Below are 17,814 nucleotides of genomic sequence, written 5' to 3' on the forward strand. Positions count from 1 at the left end.
GCCCGTGGATTCTACGGTGCCTTCATATAACGGGCAAAATTCACTTTACCGCGTCGACAAACTCGTTGGTATAGGTCTTGGAGAGGTCGATGTTCTTGCCCTTGATGTTGGGATTGAACCCGGCCATCACCTTCAACACCTGTTCCGGCCCACCGGCAGGCATCTTGCCATCGGGCGAATACATGGGCAGCGAAGCCTTGAGCGCCTGCACGTAGATGGCCTTGTTGCCGCCGTAATAGTCCTTGGGCATCTTGTCGGCCACTTCTTCAGCCGAATGGGTCTGGATGTATTTCAGCGTCTTGACGAAGGCGCGCGCCAGCTTCTGTGCGTCGGCCTTGTGGCTCATCATCCAGGAGCGATGCACGTAGAGGCTGGAGGCCGGATACAGTCCGCCCAGCGCGGCCTTGGTGCCTTCCACGCTGCTCATGTCGACCAGCACCTTGGCTGCCCCGGAGGCCAGCAGGATGGAGGTGGTCGGCTCGGTGGTCCAGGCCACGTCCACGCGCTTCTGCTTCATGGCGGCGATCAGGGTATTGCCGGCACCGACCGGCAGGATCGAGTAGTCGCCCGCCTTGAGACCGGCGCGGCTGGCCAGGTATTGTGCCAGGAAGCTGGAGGACGAGCCCAGCCCGGTCACGCCCAGGGTCTTGCCCTTGAGGTCGGCCATGCTGCGCACGCTGTCGGCGAGGTCGGCGCGCACCATCTCCATGCCGCCCGGCACCAGCAGCAGCTGGGTGATGGAAGTGACTTCCTTGCCCTTGCTCTGCAGGTCGATGGAATGATCGTAGTAGCCGACCACGGCCTGCACGGCCCCGGCCAGCAGTTCATTCTCGGCATCGACCCCGGCCGGCTGCGATTGCAGCTCCACGTCCAGGCCTTCTTCCTTGAAGTAGCCCAGGCTTTCGGCCAGCTTGGGCGGCAGATAGATGAGCTTGTTGATGCCGCCGACCATGATGATGATCTTGTCGGCTGCATGGGCTTGCGGGGCCGCCAGGCCCAGGGCGCAGGCAGCGATGGCGGTGGCGCCCAGGGTCCGCAGGCGGCGGCGCAGGGCAGGCGTTCCGAGGGGCGGGAACACGCGAAGGTCGTGACGCATTATGATTGTCTCCACATTTTGGTTGGATGGTCTGTCGCCATCTCTTGTAGACTGCGGGCCTATTCTAAGAAGCCGAAACCTTCATCCAGCTTTCCAAATTCCGGCTTTCTGCTTTGCAGCGCAACAAAAAAGAACCTCCAGAAACACGAGACCATCGCATGAAATTGCTCCTGATCGAAGACAATCCCCAGCTCGCCCACTGGCTGGAGCAGATCCTCAAGGAACACAAGTTCAAGGTCGATATCGCCGCCGATGGCGAGATCGCCGACCAGGTCCTGCGCGACGAGAACTACGACGTCGTCCTGCTGGACCTGATGCTGCCCAAGCTGCACGGCAAGAACGTGCTGCGCCGCCTGCGCGAGCGCCACAACGGCGTGCCGGTGATGATCCTCACCGCCAGCGGTTCCATCGATGAAAAGGTCGAATGCCTCGGTGCCGGGGCCGATGACTACCTGGTCAAGCCCTTCGAGATCCGCGAACTGGTGGCCCGCATCAAGGTGCTGGTGCGCCGCCAGACGCCCGACAAGGCCGCCGAGATCCACTGCGGCGACCTGGTGTATGACAGCAATACGCGCCAGTTCGCGGTGGCCGGCGTGACGCTGGCGCTCCCGGCGCGCGAACATGACGTGCTCGAAGTGCTGATGTTGAAGCAAGGCAAGACGGTTTCCAAGACCGCGTTGATGAAGGGGGTCTTCAGCCTGTCCGAAGAGCCTAGCGCGGACGCCATCGAGATCTACATCTCGCGCCTGCGCAAGAAACTGGAGCACTCCAGCGCGGCCATCATGACCCTGCGCGGCCTGGGCTATCTGCTGAAGCAGAAAGATGATTGACAGCCTGCGCCTGCGGCTGCTGTGGTGGCTGCTGATCCCGATGGCGGTCTATGTGGGCCTGTCGACCGGCGACGCGTATGACAATGCCGTCTCCAGCGCCACGCTGGTACAGGACCGCGCGCTGCTGGCCTCGGCCCGCATGATGGCCGGCCAGGTCGGCTGGAACGATGGTGCACCGGTGGTCTCGATCCCTCCTGCAGCGCTGGAACTGTTCGCCTCGCCGGCGCAGGATGCGGTGTATTACCAGGTGCGCATGGATGACGAGACGCTGCTGGCCGGACGCCCCGACTTCCCCGCCGAGCCTGACTTTGCGGCGCTCTATCCGGTCTATACCACGACCACCTTCGAGGGCAAGCCGCTGCGCGTGGTCAGCTACATCCGCGCGCTGTTCGATGAAGGTACGCTGCGCATGGTGGCGGTCTCGGTGGGCCAGACCATGCAGGGACGGCAGGAAATGATCGACGACCAGTGGCATGCCTCGCTGCGGCGTCAGATCGTGCTGCTGCTGCTGGCCATCAGCCTGGTGGTGCTGGGCCTGACGATGGAATTGCGGCCGCTGCTGGCGCTCAAGGATGAGCTGGCCACGCGCGAACCGGATTCGCTCACGCCGCTGCGTGCCGGTGGCCTGCAGCAGGAATTGCGGCCCATCGTGGAAGCCATCAACCAGTACATCTTCCGCCTCAATGCCCAGGTGACGGTGCAGAAGCGCTTTGTGGCCGATGCCGCGCACCAGTTGCGCACGCCCCTGGCGGTGATCGATTCGCAGATCCAGTTCGCGCGCCAGCTGGACGATCCGGCGCGGGTGAAACAGGTGCTGGCCTCCTTGCAGGAAGGCAGCCGCAGCATGACCGACCTGACCAACAAGCTGCTGCTGCTCTCGCAGGCTGAAGCTTCCAACAGCAGTGCCTTCCCGCGTGCGCCGGTGGACCTGCTGGCGGTGGCCGCCATGGTGCTGGAAGAACTGGCCGGACTGGCGCTCAAGAAGGGCATCGACCTGGGGCTGGAGACTACCCTGGAGAGCGCCATGGTCAACGGCAATGAAGCGCAGCTGATGGGCTTGCTGATGAACCTGATCGACAATGCCCTGCGCTATACGCCGGAGGGCGGCAAGGTCACGGTGGGACTGGAGCAGAAGCGCAGCCAGATCATCATCACCGTGACCGACAACGGGCCCGGCATCCCGGCCGAGGTCCGCGAGCGCGTCTTCGAGCGCTTCTATCGCAATGCCGCGCCGGACCAGCCGGGCTCGGGCCTGGGCCTGGCCATCGTGCGCGAGATCGTGCAGGCTTCGCAGGGCGCGATCCGGCTCGATGCGCCGGCGCAAGGTAGCGGGCTGGTGGCTACCGTGAGCCTTCCGGCGCTGGCGGGCTGAGGCCTTTCTTTCCCATGCAGCGGTAATACAAAAACGCGCAGCCCCCACAACAAACGATCAAAAAGTATCAGCCCGCCGCACGCTTTTGGCGTGGAGCGGCGCGCCCTGCCCTCGTACTCTTGCTCCTGCCTGTGAAGGCAAAGGGTGTTGGCGAATCCCCCCGCCTCTGCGCCCGACCTGAACGATAAAAAATACCAGAAGACAAACCGTGAACAAGATCTGCTTGGGCGCCGCGTGCGCCGTCCTTGGCGCTGCCCTGCCCCTGGTGGCATCGGCGCAGTCCTGCAATGTCCCCGTGCTGAAGGTGCTGGCGCAGAAGAGCCTGGGCCTGACGGTGATGGAGAAATCGCTGGCCGATTACCAGAAGCGCACCGGCACCCGTGTGGAGATCAGCTACTTCGGCGAGAACGACCGGCGCGCCAAGTCGCGCCTGGATGCTTCCACCAAGGCCGGTTCCTACCAGGTGTATTACGTCGATGAAGCCAACGTAGCCGAGTTCGCCTCGGCTGGCTGGATCGTGCCGTTGCTGAAGTACTTCCCCAAGGAGGCCGACTATGACGACTTCCTGCCCGGCCGCCGGGCGGTGGCCAGCTACAAGGATGTGGCGTATTTCGCGCCGCTGATCGGCGGCTCGGATTTCCTCTTCTATCGCCGCGACCTGCTGGAGAAGGCCGGCCTGCCGGTACCGCGCACGCTGGACGAACTGGTGGCCGACATCAAGAAGCTGCATTCGCCGCCCGGCGTCTATGGCTGGGTGGCGCGCGGCCAGCGCGGCTCGGGCATGAACGTGTGGCGCTGGGCGCCTTTCATGCTGGCCCAGGGCGGCCAGTGGACCGACAAGAACAACCAGCCGGCCTTCAATTCACCGGCGGCTGTCAAGGCTACGCAGCTCTATGCGGAACTGTTCAAGTACGGCCCTCCCGGTGCGGCCACCTATGACTGGAGCAATGCACTGGAAGCCTTCCGCTCGGGCAAGGTGGCCTTCATGATCGAGTCCACGCCCTTCGCCGACTGGATGGAAGACAGCAGCAAGTCCAGCGTGGCCGACAAGGTCGGCTATGCCCGTCCGCCGGCACCGCTGCCCTCGGCCGCTTACGGCCACGGGCTGGCCATCTCCGCCATCGGTGCCAAGGACGAATGCACGCGCCAGGCGGCCGGCAAGTTCATCGCCTTTGCCACCGGCAAGGAACAGGAACAGGCGCGCCTGCGCGACAAGGTCTTCAGCGACTACAACCGCACCAGCACCATCCAGAGCGACTACTTCCAGAAGAACGTCAAGCCGCAGATCCTCGCCGGCCTGAAGGACACCACCCCGGTCTCCAAGCTGACCATCTGGCCCAGCCCGCAGTGGCCGGACATCGGCGACAACCTGGGCGTGGCGCTGGAAGAAGTCTTCACCGGTACCCAGAAGGACATCCCCCGCGCCCTGAACGAAGCCGCCCAGTATGCGCAGGATGCGATGGAACACGCGCGTAAATAATTTACTTCATTCAACCGCGTCAAACGATGTAGCCGCCCTGTTCCCTTGCCGGAACGGGGCGGACTCCGGAGTCCTGCATGTTCAATCGTGGAAAGACCTCGCTGCCCTACCTGTTCCTCGGCCCATCGCTGCTGGTGATGCTGGTGCTGGGGCTGGTACCGACGGTGGCGGCGATCAACCTGGCACTGAAGAACCGTGTGCTGCGCTATCCCGACAGCGACTATGTCTGGCTGCGCAATATCGAGCGGCTGATGTCGGACCGTCGCTTCCTCAATGCCATTGAAGTCTCGGCGATCTGGGAAGTGGTCACCGTGCTGGGTGCGGTGGTGGCCGGCATCCTCATCGCCATCTACCTGTTTGAAAACGTCCATGGCAAATGGCGGCAAGCCATGTGCGTCTTGCTGATCACGCCGGTGCTGCTGCCGCGCGTGTCGGCCGCATTCATCTGGAAGTTCATGTATTCGCCGCTGACCGGCATCCTGGGCTGGCTGCTGGGACTGGTGGGCATCCATGACACTGCCTTCCTGTCGGACCCGCTGCTGGCACTCTATGCAGTCGCTGCTGTCGATATCTGGCAGTGGGGATTGTTCTTCGCCGTGATCGTCCTGAAGCTGCTGGAAACCCTGCCGCCCGAGCCACTGGAGGCGGCGCGGCTGGACCACGCCCGCACCTGGCAGGTGTATGCCTACATCGCCCTGCCGATGTTGAAGGCGCCGCTCATCAGCCTGGTCTTCATCAAGATGGTGGAGTCGCTGCGCTCCTTCGACCTGATCTACGTGATGACCAAGGGCGGGCCGGGCGTGGCTACCGAAACGCTGGACATGTACGCCTATGCGCAAGGCATCGGGCTGTCCGGCAAGGTCTCGTATGCCTCCACCATGGCGGTGCTGATGATGGTGGCGACCACGGTGATCTTTACCCTGATCTGGAAACGGGTGAGCAAATGGGAAGACTGATCGCACGCTGCGCCGTCTGGGGCGTGGGCATCCTGCTGGTGCTGGTGGCAGTGTTTCCGCTGCTGTGGGCGCTGCTCAATTCGCTGAAGACCTTGCTGGATATCGTCACGCCGGCACCGCGCTTTCTCTTCACGCCGACGCTGGAGAACTATCGCCAGGTCATCGGCAGTCCGGAAGTGCTGGTGGGCCTGACCAACAGTGCCGTCATCGTCGGCAGCGCCGTGCTGCTGGGCACGTTCATGGGTGTGCCGGCGGCCTACGTGATTGCGCGCTATCACGTGCCGGGCAAGCGCGACATCCAGTTCTTCCTGCTCTCGCTGCGCTTCCTGCCGCCGGTGGCGGTGGCCATTCCGCTCATTGCGATCTGGGTCGACCTGGGGCTGTATGACACGCGCTTCTCGATGATCGTGACTTACCTGCTGACCACGCTCTCCACCATCACCTGGCTGTCGATCCCCGTGTTCCAGCGCATGCCGCGCGAGATCGAGGAAGCCGCCACCCTCGACGGCTATGGTCCCTATGCGGTGTTCTGGAAGATCGCCCTGCCCAACTGCGCCGGCACCTTGCTGGGCGGGATCATCTTCAGCTTCGTGCTGGTGTGGAACGAACTGATGATCGCCCTGGCGCTGACCTCCTCCAACAGCGCCACGCTGCCGGTGGTGGCCTCGGCCTTTACTTCCATGGGGCAGGAAGTGCCGTGGGGCGTGATCAACGCTTCCACCGTGTTGCTGGCGCTGCCGCCCCTGATCTTTGTCGGCGTGTTGAGCCGGCTGTTGAATTCCATCCTCACCGGAAAATAAGGAGACCCCATGCAAGCCCTCGTACTCGAAGCCACGCGTGAACTGGCCCTGCGCGACATCGACCTGCCGCAGGATCTCGGTGCCCAGGATGTGCGCATCCGCATCCACACCGTGGGCATCTGCGGCAGCGACCTGCACTACTACACCCACGGCCGCATCGGGCCCTTCAAGGTGGAAGCGCCCATGGTGCTGGGGCACGAGGCCTCAGGGACCATCATCGAAGTCGGCAGCGACGTTACGCAACTGAAGGTCGGCGACCGCGTCTGCATGGAGCCGGGCATTCCGCGACTGGACTCGCCAGCCACGCTGCGCGGCCTGTACAACCTCGACCCCTCGGTGCGCTTCTGGGCCACGCCGCCCATTCACGGTTGCCTCACCGGCAGCGTGGTGCATCCGGCGGCCTTCACCTATCGGCTGCCGGACAATGTCAGCTTTGCCGAAGGGGCCATCGTCGAACCCTTGTCCATCGGCCTGCAGGCCGCCACCAAGGCGCGCATGAAGCCGGGCGATACGGCCGTGGTGATCGGTGCCGGCACCATCGGCGCCATGACTGCACTGGCAGCCCTGGCCGGGGGTGCGGCGCGCGTGATCCTGGCCGATGTGGTGGCCGAGAAGCTGGCCCACTTCGCCAACAATCCCGCCGTCATCACGGTGGATGTGACGCAGCGGGCCTTGCCCGACGTGGTGCAGCAAGTCACCGAGGGCTGGGGTGCCGATGTGGTGTTTGAGGCGTCGGGCCATGCCGGCGTCTACCAGACCCTGCTGGATCTGGTGTGTCCCGGTGGCTGCGCGGTGCTGGTGGGCATGCCGCCGGGGCCGGTGGCGCTGGACGTGGTGACCATGCAGACCAAGGAAGTGCGGCTGGAATCGGTCTTCCGTTATGCCAACATTTTCCCGCGCGCACTGGCGCTGCTGAGCTCGGGAATGATCGATGTGAAGCCTTTCATTTCACGCAGCTTCCCCTTCTCGCAGGGGATCGAGGCCTTCGAGGAAGCCGCGCGCGGCCGTCCGCAGGATGTGAAGATCCAGATCGAAATGGAAGGCTGACCATGGCCGACATCCGCTGCCAGGGCTTGTCCAAGCACTACGCCGGTGGCCCGCCGGTATTGCATCCGCTGGACCTCACCATCGGTGATGGCGAATTCGTGGTCCTGCTCGGCCCCTCGGGCTGCGGCAAATCGACCATGCTGCGCATGATCGCGGGCCTTGAAGAGATCAGCGGCGGCACCCTCTCCATCGGCGGCAAGGTGGTCAACGCGCTGCCTGCGCGGGATCGCAACGTGGCCATGGTGTTCCAGAACTACGCGCTCTATCCGCACATGAACGTGTATGACAATATCGCCTTCGGCCTGCGCCGCCTGAAACGCCCGGCCGACGAGATCGACCGCCGCGTGCGGGAAGTGGCGGCCATGTTGAATCTGGATGCCCTGCTCGAGCGCAAGCCGCGCGCCATGTCCGGTGGCCAGCAGCAGCGCGCGGCGATTGCCCGCGCCATCATCAAGACGCCGTCGGTGTTCCTGTTCGATGAGCCGCTCTCCAACCTCGATGCCAAGCTGCGCGCGCAATTGCGCGGCGACATCAAGCGCCTGCACCAGCGCCTGCGCACCACCACCGTCTACGTCACCCACGACCAGCTCGAAGCCATGACGCTGGCCGATCGCGTCATCCTCATGCAGGGCGGGCAGATCGTGCAGGCGGGTTCGCCGGCCGAGCTCTACCGTTATCCGCGCACGCTCTTTGCGGCCGGCTTCATCGGCACGCCTGCCATGAACTTTCTCGATGGCGTGGTCGAGCGCGATGGCGCAACGGTCTCCGTGCGCTGCGAAGACCAGCGCTGGATCCTGCAAGATGAAAGGTTTTCACGCCTGATGCCGGGAATGTCGGTAAAGTTGGCGGTACGTCCTGACTATGTCCGCATGGCCGGCGAGCAGGACGCCGCCCACAGCCTGACCTGCGCGGTCGATGTGGAACTGGTGGAGATCCTGGGGGCCGATGCGCTCCTGACCACCCGCTGGGGCGCACAGACGCTGACCGCCCTGGTGAGCGCGCAGCACCTGCCGCAGGCGGGACAGCGCCTGCACCTGGCCTTCGATCAGCACGCGTTGCACGTGTTCGATGTACACAGCGGAGAGAACCTGTCGCTGCCGCCCGCCGCCTTCGCGGCCGGCGGACAAGACGACGGCCCGCATGGCAAGGAGACAAAGCATGAGTCCGGATCTGGAGCTGGTCCATACCCGCCAGGACGAATCGTTCAGGGCGTGGGTGCATGACTACCCGCATACGGTGGCCAAATGGCATTTTCATCCTGAATACGAAGTCCACGTCATCACCGCATCCAGCGGCAAGTTTTTCGTGGGCGACTTCATCGGCGACTTCGGTCCCGGCAACCTGGTGCTGACCGGACCCAACCTGCCGCACAACTGGGTCAGCAACCTGGGCGCGGATGAGCACGTGGGCGCGCGCGACCTGGTGCTGCAATTCTCGCGGCCCTTCGCCGACCGCATGCTGGGGGCCATCCCGGAGCTCTCGCCCTTGCAGGATCTGCTGGAGGGCGCGGCGCGCGGATTGCAGTTTCCTGATGCGCTGGGCAGGTCGATCATTCCGCTGATGCAGGACCTGGCGCAGGCCGGCGGTGCGCGCCGTGTGGTGCTGATGATGAGCGTGCTGGAACAGCTGGCCTCCTGCCGCGAACGCAAGCCGCTGGCCGGCCCGGGCTACGATCTGGATGCCCAGCGCCACATGTCGTCCACCATCAACCAGGTGCTTTCCTGCATCCGCCAGAACCTGGGCGGCAACCTGCGCGAGAGCGATGTGGCCGAACTGGCGGGCATGAGCGTGAGCAGCTTTACGCGCTTCTTCAAGCGGCATACGGGCTGCACCTTCATCCAGTACCAGAACGGTTTGCGCCTGAACGAAGCCTGCGAATTGCTGATGTGCACCGAACTGAGCGTGACCGAGGTGTGCTACCGGGTCGGGTTCAACAATCTTTCCAATTTCAATCGCCAGTTCCTGGCTCACAAGGGCATGCCGCCCTCGCGCTTCCGTGCGCTGCACCGGCTCAACGATGAAGTCCGGGCGGTCGCGTAGCGCCTCTCCACTTGCACGCAAAGGAAAATGATTTGAGCTATCTCGGCATCGACCTCGGCACTTCCGAAGTCAAGCTCGTCCTCACCGACGACGACTCCCACGTCATCGCCACCAGCAGCGCCCGCCTGCGGGTGGACAACCCGCATCCACTGTGGTCCGAGCAGGCGCCGCAGGCCTGGTGGAATGCCACGCTCGACGCCATCGCCGCGCTACGTGCCGAGGCCCCGCAAGCCTTCCAGGCACTGCGCGGCATCGGCATCTCCGGCCAGATGCATGGCGCCACCCTGCTGGATCGCAACGGCAATGTATTGCGCCCGGCCATCCTGTGGAACGACATGCGCGCCCATGCGGAATGCGTCGAGCTGGAAGCGCTGGTACCGGATGCGCCTGCCATCACCGGCAATCGGGCCATGCCGGGTTTCACGGCACCCAAGCTGCTGTGGCTGTCGAAATACGAACCGGCGGTGTACCGCGCCATCGACAAGGTCTTGCTGCCCAAAGACTACCTGGGCTGGAAACTGACGGGAGAATTCGTCTCCGAGATGTCGGACGCGGCCGGTACGCTCTGGCTGGACGTGGCGCAGCGCGACTGGTCCGACCGCATGCTGGCGGCCACCGGGCTGGATCGCAGCCACATGCCGCGCTTGGTCGAAGGCAGTGACGTGGCCGGCCAGTTGCGTGAGGAGTTGCGGCGCGAATGGGGCATCAGCGGCCCGGTGGTGGTGGCCGGTGGTGCCGGGGACAATGCGGCCAGCGCCGTGGGCATCGGGGTGATCCAGACGGGCGATGCCTTCCTGTCGCTGGGCAGCTCGGGCGTCTTGTTTGCCGCCACGGCGCGGCATGCGCCCAATCCACAACAGGGCGTGCATGCGTTCTGCCACTGCCTGCCGGGGCAATGGCATCAGATGAGCGTGATCCTGTCGGCCGCGGCCAGCCTGCATTGGCTCTCGGGCGTGACGGCGCGGCCGGTGGCGGAGCTGGTGGCGGGGGCGGAGCGATTGACGGCGACGCAGCAGGCACAGGCACCGCTGTTCCTGCCGTATCTGAATGGCGAGCGCACGCCGCACAATGATGCGACGGCCAAGGGCGTGCTGTTCGGCATGACGCCCGCACATGAGACTGCGCATCTGGCCTATGCGGTGATGGAAGGCGTGGCCTTTGCGATGGCCGATGGCTATGCGGCCTTGCAGGCTGCGGGCACTACGCTGGAGAGTGCGGCCTTGGTGGGCGGTGGATCACGCAGTGCGTTCTGGGGGGAGCTGTGTGCTACCGCCCTGGGGATGCCTCTGCGACGGCATGCAGGGGCGGAAGTGGGTGCGGCGCTGGGGGCGGCGAGGCTGGGGAGGTTGGCGCGGACGGGGGAGGATGCGGTCAGCGTGTGCACCGCGCCCCAAGTCGAACAGACCTACCAACCAGTCACTGCGCATCATGACCAGAGCGCCCGCAGACTGGAGCGTTACCGCGGCCTCTACCGCGCGTTGCGCGGCGAGTTTGCGGCCTTCGCCGGGGCATAAGCCCCGGCTGGCTTACTGTTCCTCCTCGCCCTGCTCCTTCTTGACCTCCGCAAACTTCGCCGCCATGGTCGGATTGCCGCGCGTCAGGCGCTTGATGGTCACATCCTGCGCCTTGTCATTGGCCAGCCGCAGGTTGCGGTCGGTCCCGAGCAGGGCTTCCTTGGTCTTCTGCAGGTGGTCGATGGACTTGTCGATCTCGTCGATGGCGGTCTGGAAGCGGCGCGAGGCCAGGTCATAGTTCTTGGCAAACGCCGCCTTGAACGTATCCAGCTCGGATTCGAAATTGGTGATGTCGATGTTCTGCGCCTTCACCACCGCCAGCTCATTCTTGTATTTCAGCGAATTGAGCGCGGCGTTCCTCAGCAGCGTAATGATGGGAATGAAGAACTGAGGACGCACCACGTACATCTTCGGGTAGCGGTGAAATACATCAACAATCCCCGTGTTGTACAGCTCGCTCTCCGGCTCCAGCAGCGAGACCAGCACGGCGTATTCGCAGCCCTTCTCCTGGCGGTCCTTGTCCAGTTCCTTGAGGAAATCTTCATTGCGATTCTTGGTCGCGGTGCGATCGCTCTCGTTCTTCATCTCGAACATGATGGAGACGATCTCGGTGCCACCTTCATCCGTATCGCGGAAGATGTAGTCGCCCTTGCTGCCGCTGCGCGCATCGTTGTCCTTCTCGAAATACGCACGCGGGAAAGCGGTGGCGCGGATGCGGTTGAATTCCGTTTCGCAGTGCTGCTCCAGGGTCTCACCGACCATCTTGGTGGAGAGCCGCGCCTTCATGTCGCGCAGGCGCTCGATCATGTCTTCGCGGTCCTTCAGCTGGGTCTCGTATTTGTCCTTCAGTGATTTCTCGGCCAGCTGCTTTTCCAGCTCGGCGTGCATCAGCTTGCTCTTGAGTTCGTCGCGCTGTTTCTCCACCGCGCCGACGGCTTCGTTGACAGCCAGCTTCTGGGTCAGGGCGATGGAATCCATCTTCGCTTTGAGGGCCTGGATCTCGGCATCCTTCTCGCTGGCGGTCTGCTGCAGCTGCTGGGCCAGGCGCGCCTGGGCCAGTTGCTGCTCGGCGAGCTTTTCCCTGCGGGCCTGCTCCAGATCGTTGGCCAGCTTGTCACGCTCGCGCTCCACGTTGGCCATGGCTTCGGCCACGGCCATCTTCTGCGCCATCTCGCCGGCTTCCAGACGCGCTTTCAATTCCTGGATCTCGGCATCGCGGGCCGCGGCCGCTTTCTGCAACTCGGCTTCGGACTTGGCGCGTGCCAGTTCGATGGCGTTGCGCTTGTCCTGCTCAGCCAGTTCCAGACGCTCATGCAATTGCTGCTCGAAGGCGCTGTCGCGCACTTGCGAGAGGATGTCGGCGTAACCGGCTTCATCGATCTTGAAGGCTTTGCCGCAGTGAGGGCAGATGATGTCGTGCATGGCTGTTCGGGTCCTGTTCTTGACGGATGGCCGCTAGCTTAACGGATCACGCCCGTCATGCAGAGAGAGAAAACGAGGAAAGAAAACGGAAGAAAAGGCAGAAATGCGAAAAGCCCGCACAAGGCGGGCTTTTCTGAATTTGGTGGAAAGTGCAAGGTTTGAACTTGCGACCCCTGCAGTGTGAATGCAGTGCTCTACCACTGAGCTAACCTTCCGTACCTGACTGGCTTTTTGCTGCAGCACCAATCGAGAAGCGAGATTATGCCAACGTTTTTCGACCTGCGCAAGTGCTTCGTAAATAATTCTTCATTTTTTATCGACAACGCTGCCGGGCAACGACAACGGCCTCACCACTACGCCGCTTCACGCCGCCTCTGCAGCCGCTTCCGGCGGCGGCGGTTCAAAGCGCCACACGCAGCTGCCGCGCGCTTCCTTGTCGAGCTGGTTGAGCACGTCTTCATGCAAACCCAGTTCTTCCTCGCTGGCGGCCACCACGATCACTTCGGCCAGCGGGGCCAGTTCCAGCTTGCCCTCGCCTTCGCTGACTTCTTCCTCCGCCCCCAGGTCCATGGTCAGCGAATTCTGGCCGCGCGTCATCGACAGATAGACCTCGGCCAGCAGCTCCGCATCCAGCAGCGCGCCGTGCAGCACGCGATGGGCGTTGGAGATGCCGTAACGGTCACACAAGGCATCGAGCGAATTGCGGCGGCCCGGGTGCAGTTCCTTGGCCATCTGCAGCGAGTCCACCACGTCGGAGACGTGCTCCTTGAACGGCGGCAGACCCAGCAAGGCCAGTTCCGCATCCAGGAAGCCGACGTCGAAAGGCGCGTTGTGGATGATGATCTGGGCACCGCGTACATAGTCGAGGAACTCGGCGGCAATCTGCTTGAAGGTCGGCTTGTCGGCCAGGAATTCGGTGGTCAGGCCGTGCACGGCCAGCGCGCCTTCTTCGGAGTCACGCTCGGGATTGATGTAGAAGTGAAGATTCTTGCCCGAAAGCTGGCGGTTGAGCACCTCCACACAGCCGATTTCCAGGATGCGGTTGCCGTTGCGCGGCGAAAGGCCCGTGGTTTCGGTATCGAGGATGATCTGACGCATGCTTGCTCCTGCTGATGTTGTTTGCTGCTAAAACGCTGATATGAAAGAAAATGCCGGGCCGGTCAGCCTATGCTGTCCACGCCCCGGTTGGCCAGCTGGTCGGCGCGCTCATTGCCGGCGTGGCCATTGTGGCCGCGCACCCAGCGCCATTCCACCTGGTGCTGCTGCTGAGCAGCATCGAGCGCCTGCCACAGGTCGGCGTTCTTGACCGGCTCCTTGCTGGAGGTCTTCCAGCCGCGTGCCTTCCAACCGTGGATCCACTCGCTGATGCCCTTCTGCACGTACTGGCTGTCGGTGTGCACCACCACTTCGCAGGGACGCTTGAGGGCATTGAGGGCCTGGATCACCGCCATCAGTTCCATGCGGTTGTTGGTGGTGTTGGGCTCGCCACCGAAGATTTCCTTCTCCTTGCCCCCGGCCACCAGCAACGCTCCCCAGCCGCCACGGCCGGGATTGCCCTTGCAGGCGCCATCGGAATAAATCTCTACTTTGTCCATGCTCTTCACTTCAATCTGGTTGCGTATGCGCATTTGCGCATGACAGGCGGGCCGCGATGATACCTGATCGCGCCAACACGCCCTGGTTTCAATCGGTTTTGTGGATGCGGTTGGTCACCGGCACGCCGCGCGGCGCCTTCAGCTTCTGGCGCTGCAGGGCCGGGCCGATCAGGCGCATGCCGGGCACCCGCTTGATGGCCTGGACGATGTAGACCGCACCGAAATACGGCCACCAGCGGTCGCCGGCCTTCTCCATGAAGCCAAAACGGTCCAGCCATTGCGCCGTCTCGCAGGGCGGCGCGTAGCAGCCGAAGTGGCCGCGGTTGACTTCCATGTTCAGCAGCTTCAGCCAGTCCTTCAGGCGCGGCAGGCGGATGAATTCGCCATCCTGCGGCAGGAAGTGGGCACCGGTCAGGCGTCCGGCCACCTGGCGCATGCCCCACAGGCTGCTGGGATTGAAGCCGCAGATGATGACCTGCCCTTCCGGAATCAGCACCCGCTCCACCTCGCGCAGGACCTGGTGCGGCTCGGCGGCGAATTCCAATACGTGGGGCAGCACCACCAGGTCCAGGCTCTGGGTGGCAAAGGGCAGTTCGCCGAAATTCTGCGTCACCACCTGGGGGATTTCCAGCTCGGATTGCCCTTCCACCGGCATGCGGTTGTCGGCCAGCCAGCGATAGGGCATGCGGTTGGCCTGCAGGGCGTGGATCTGGGGCGAACCGATCTGCACCGCGTTGAAGCCGAAGATGTCGGCCGTCAGCGCATTGAGGTGATGCTGCTCCCACTGGCGCAGGTAATCGCCGATGGGCGTCTGCAACCAGGCGGCCAGGTCTATAATTTCCGCGTTGTTCGCAGTCACAGCAGTTTCAGCCTTGTCAGCCATCTCTTCTTTCGCGCCTCATGACCCAGCCAGCCAAGCCAGCTCAAGCAGATCAGAAAACTTCATTGGACGTCCTGGCCGTACCGGCGTTCGACGACAACTACCTGTGGATCATCCATGACGGGCGCCATGCCGCCGTGGTCGACCCCGGCGACGCGGTCCCCGTCCTGGCCGCATTGCAGGCCGAGGGCCTGACGTTGGCCGCTATTCTACTGACTCATCACCACGCTGACCATGTCGGCGGTGTGGTCGAGCTGGCGCGCAGCGCCGTGAGCGACGAGTTCCCGGCCATCCCGGTCTACGGGCCGGCGCGCGAGCAATCCCGCATCAAGGGGATGACGGTCCCGCTGCACGGGAATGACGAAGTGACGATCCCTTCTCTGGGCCTCTCGCTGCAAGTCATCGACGTGCCCGGCCACACCCTGGGCCACATCGCGTTTTACTCGGCGCAACAGGGTTTTGTGTTCTGCGGCGATACGCTCTTCGCCGGTGGCTGCGGCCGCCTTTTCGAAGGCACCCCGGCACAGATGGTGGAGTCACTGGCCAAGCTCAGCAGCCTGCCGGGCGATACCCGAGTGTATTGCGCCCACGAATACACCCTCTCCAACCTCAAGTTCGCGGCCGAGGTCGAGCCCGGCAATGCCGAGCTCAGCGACCGCATCCAGCGCGAGCGCGCCAAGCGGGACCAAGGGGAAGCCACCGTCCCGACCAGCATTGCCCTGGAGCGCGCGACCAATCCCTTCCTGCGGGCCCATCAAAAAGAAATCCAGGAATCACTGCAAAAGGCAGGCCGATTGACGGAGTTGAATGAAGTTAGCAGCTTTGCAGCGCTGCGCGAATGGAAGAATACCTACAGATAGCGCCAAATTGAGGGCCAGTTAGACGCAAAAACCAGCGAAATCAAGGACTTGGCTTTGTAACAGAGGCCAATTTTTGCTTGACTGGCGAAAAGGGTCTTCCGTACACTCCTCCAATTCCCCAAATTGGGCACCAGCGTTTTTACGAACTTTTACGAAACGCTGTCCTCTCTGCACCACGCCGGGGAAATTCGCAGCTTCCGACCTTGCATTACCGTCAACCCTGCACGCGCCCGTGATCGGACTGATCCGGATTCCGCCGGCAGGAGGTGTCGAGCTTCATTACAGCTCTGCAACGGAAGCGCCGCACCCAACTTTTGCCTCTGGCACAGGATATCGCCCACATGCAGCGTACTTTGAAACAACTCGCCATTGCCGCCCTGTTCTGCGCTGGTACCCCGCTGCTCTCCCACGCCAACGATATCTCGATCTACCCCGCCCCCTTCAATGCGATCAATCCCGAACTGGCCGGCAATGCCCTGCCAGGGATGAATGACATCGACATCTGGACGCGCATTCGCAAGGGCTTCGGGATTCCTGATCTGGACAATTCGCTGGTGGAGAGCCAGACCCAGTGGTACAGCTCCCGTCCCGACTACATCCAGCGCACCACGGTGCGCGCCTCGCGTTATCTGTTCCACGTGGTCCAGGAACTGGAAAAGCGCGGCATGCCCACCGAACTGGCGCTGCTGCCCTTCATCGAATCGGCCTTCAACCCGGAAGCCCTCTCCACCGCCAAGGCGGCCGGCATGTGGCAGTTCATCCCCTCCACCGGGCGTGACTACAACCTCAAGCAGAACATGTTCACCGACGAGCGCCGCGACGTGCTGGCCTCGACCGATGCTGCCCTGACCTATCTGCAGAAGCTCTACGGCATGTTCGGCGACTGGCAGCTGGCGCTGGCGGCCTACAACTGGGGCGAAGGTTCGGTGCAGCGCGCCGTGAACCGCAACCTGGCGGCCGGCCTGCCGATCGACTTCAATACGCTGTCGGCGCAGATGCCCAACGAGACCCGCAACTACGTGCCCAAGCTGCAGGCGGTCAAGAACATCATCGCCAACCCGGCTGCCTTCGACATCGCCCTGCCCAAGGTGGACAACCAGCCCTACTTCGTCACCATCGGCAAGACCCGCAATATCGACGTGAAGGTCGCCGCGCAACTGGCCGAGCTGTCGCTGGACGAGTTCAAGGCGCTGAACCCGCAATTCAACCGTCCCGTCATCATCGGCGGCGAAGATACCAAGATCCTGCTGCCGGAAAGCAATGCCGAGAAGTTCAAGTCCAACATGTCCAAGTGGACCCAGGCTTTCTCGACCTGGACTGCCCACACCGTCTCCAGCGCCCGTGAGCGCATCGAGACCATCGCCAGCAAGTTCGGCACCACGCCTGAAGTGATCCGCAGCGTCAACCAGATCCCGCCGCGCATGGTCCTGAAGGCCGGCTCGACCATTCTGGTCCCGAAGAATGAAGAGACCGCCGCGCTCGATACCGACCTGACCCCGGAAATCGCCGACAACGCCCGTCTGGCCATCGCCCCGGATGTGCCGGAAACCCGCCGCATCTATGTCAAGGCCGGCAAGCGCGACACCCTGGCCGGCATCGCCAGCCGCTACCGCGTGAGCGTGGCGCAGATCAAGGAATGGAATGGCCTGAAGCGTGACACCCTGGCCGCCGGCCAGAGCCTGCAGCTGCAAGTGCCCAATGCCGCCGCCCACGCCGCACCGACGCGCGTAGCGGCCACGCACCACGCTGCCCCGGCACGCCGCCAGGTGGCATCGGCCAAGGCCCCGGTGCGCAAGGCTGCACCGGCACCGGCGCGCAAGGTCGCCGGCAAGCCGCTGACGCTGGCCTCCGGCAACGGCGCTCGCAAGCAATAATCCGGAGGAAACCGGAGGAGACCCGGGCGGCTCGACCGCCTACAACAA

Annotated in this window: 16 protein-coding genes and 1 tRNA gene; 11 read left to right on the forward strand and 6 right to left on the reverse strand. The window is 63.5% G+C overall.

The features are described 5' to 3' along the window. Positions 1-40 precede the first annotated feature (40 nt). Positions 41-1,096: an ABC transporter substrate-binding protein gene (locus J2X56_RS09450; protein WP_121045253.1), complete on the reverse strand. Its 1,056-nt coding sequence runs from the start codon at positions 1,094-1,096 to the stop codon at positions 41-43. 158 nt (positions 1,097-1,254) lie between these two features. On the opposite strand from J2X56_RS09450, the gene J2X56_RS09455 reads away from it, so the two are divergent. The 9 genes from J2X56_RS09455 (at position 1,255) to xylB (ending at position 11,135) form a co-directional block, all read left to right on the forward strand. After that, positions 1,255-1,926 (forward strand): response regulator, encoded by a 672-nt coding sequence (locus tag J2X56_RS09455; RefSeq protein WP_034338420.1) that lies wholly within the window; start codon positions 1,255-1,257, stop codon positions 1,924-1,926. Continuing rightward, positions 1,919-3,298: a sensor histidine kinase gene (locus J2X56_RS09460; RefSeq protein ID WP_121045255.1), complete on the forward strand. Its 1,380-nt coding sequence runs from the start codon at positions 1,919-1,921 to the stop codon at positions 3,296-3,298. Before J2X56_RS09455 ends, J2X56_RS09460 begins: the two co-directional genes overlap by 8 nt. 208 nt (positions 3,299-3,506) lie before the next feature. After that, a complete protein-coding gene (locus J2X56_RS09465; protein WP_204725825.1) occupies positions 3,507-4,778 on the forward strand; it encodes a sugar ABC transporter substrate-binding protein in 1,272 nt (423 codons plus the stop codon). A gap of 77 nt (positions 4,779-4,855) precedes the next feature. Next, positions 4,856-5,734 (forward strand): sugar ABC transporter permease, encoded by an 879-nt coding sequence (locus tag J2X56_RS09470; protein WP_310159808.1) that lies wholly within the window; start codon positions 4,856-4,858, stop codon positions 5,732-5,734. Continuing rightward, positions 5,722-6,534, forward strand: coding sequence for a carbohydrate ABC transporter permease (locus J2X56_RS09475; protein ID WP_121045262.1), 813 nt, complete (start codon positions 5,722-5,724; stop codon positions 6,532-6,534). The genes J2X56_RS09470 and J2X56_RS09475 overlap by 13 nt, the downstream gene beginning before the upstream one ends. Before the next feature lie 9 nt (positions 6,535-6,543). Then, entirely contained in the window at positions 6,544-7,581 is a 1,038-nt protein-coding gene (locus J2X56_RS09480) for an NAD(P)-dependent alcohol dehydrogenase (protein WP_310159810.1), read from the forward strand. A gap of 2 nt (positions 7,582-7,583) precedes the next feature. Then, positions 7,584-8,804, forward strand: a complete 1,221-nt coding sequence (locus tag J2X56_RS09485) for a sn-glycerol-3-phosphate ABC transporter ATP-binding protein UgpC (protein ID WP_310159812.1) — start codon at positions 7,584-7,586, stop codon at positions 8,802-8,804. After that, positions 8,740-9,621: an AraC family transcriptional regulator gene (locus J2X56_RS09490; RefSeq protein WP_310159814.1), complete on the forward strand. Its 882-nt coding sequence runs from the start codon at positions 8,740-8,742 to the stop codon at positions 9,619-9,621. The genes J2X56_RS09485 and J2X56_RS09490 overlap by 65 nt, the downstream gene beginning before the upstream one ends. Before the next feature lie 32 nt (positions 9,622-9,653). Then, entirely contained in the window at positions 9,654-11,135 is a 1,482-nt protein-coding gene (gene xylB / locus J2X56_RS09495; RefSeq protein WP_310159815.1) for a xylulokinase, read from the forward strand. A gap of 12 nt (positions 11,136-11,147) precedes the next feature. On the opposite strand, the gene J2X56_RS09500 is transcribed toward xylB, so the two are convergent. The 5 genes from J2X56_RS09500 to J2X56_RS09520 form a co-directional block, all read right to left on the reverse strand. Then, positions 11,148-12,557: a DUF2130 domain-containing protein gene (locus tag J2X56_RS09500; protein WP_134223059.1), complete on the reverse strand. Its 1,410-nt coding sequence runs from the start codon at positions 12,555-12,557 to the stop codon at positions 11,148-11,150. A 140-nt stretch (positions 12,558-12,697) separates the two neighbouring features. After that, positions 12,698-12,772 (reverse strand) — tRNA-Val (locus tag J2X56_RS09505). 148 nt (positions 12,773-12,920) lie between these two features. Beyond that, entirely contained in the window at positions 12,921-13,655 is a 735-nt protein-coding gene (gene dnaQ, locus J2X56_RS09510) for a DNA polymerase III subunit epsilon (protein WP_039784504.1), read from the reverse strand. Between the two features lie 62 nt (positions 13,656-13,717). Then, a complete protein-coding gene (gene rnhA, locus J2X56_RS09515) occupies positions 13,718-14,152 on the reverse strand; it encodes a ribonuclease HI (RefSeq protein ID WP_034340887.1) in 435 nt (144 codons plus the stop codon). 88 nt (positions 14,153-14,240) lie between these two features. Then, positions 14,241-15,035 (reverse strand): class I SAM-dependent methyltransferase, encoded by a 795-nt coding sequence (locus J2X56_RS09520; RefSeq protein ID WP_034340883.1) that lies wholly within the window; start codon positions 15,033-15,035, stop codon positions 14,241-14,243. 62 nt (positions 15,036-15,097) lie between these two features. Here J2X56_RS09520 and gloB point away from each other — a divergent pair, with 62 nt between their 5' ends. Together gloB and J2X56_RS09530 are read left to right on the forward strand one after the other, a co-directional pair. Beyond that, on the forward strand, positions 15,098-15,892 hold the full coding sequence (gloB, locus tag J2X56_RS09525; protein WP_252695428.1) for a hydroxyacylglutathione hydrolase: 795 nt from the start codon (positions 15,098-15,100) through the stop codon (positions 15,890-15,892). 341 nt (positions 15,893-16,233) lie between these two features. After that, a complete protein-coding gene (locus J2X56_RS09530; RefSeq protein ID WP_121045276.1) occupies positions 16,234-17,766 on the forward strand; it encodes a transglycosylase SLT domain-containing protein in 1,533 nt (510 codons plus the stop codon). Positions 17,767-17,814: the final 48 nt, after the last annotated feature.

The sequence above is a fragment of the Herbaspirillum sp. 1173 genome (genome assembly GCF_031455335.1).
Classification (GTDB): domain Bacteria; phylum Pseudomonadota; class Gammaproteobacteria; order Burkholderiales; family Burkholderiaceae_D; genus Herbaspirillum; species Herbaspirillum huttiense.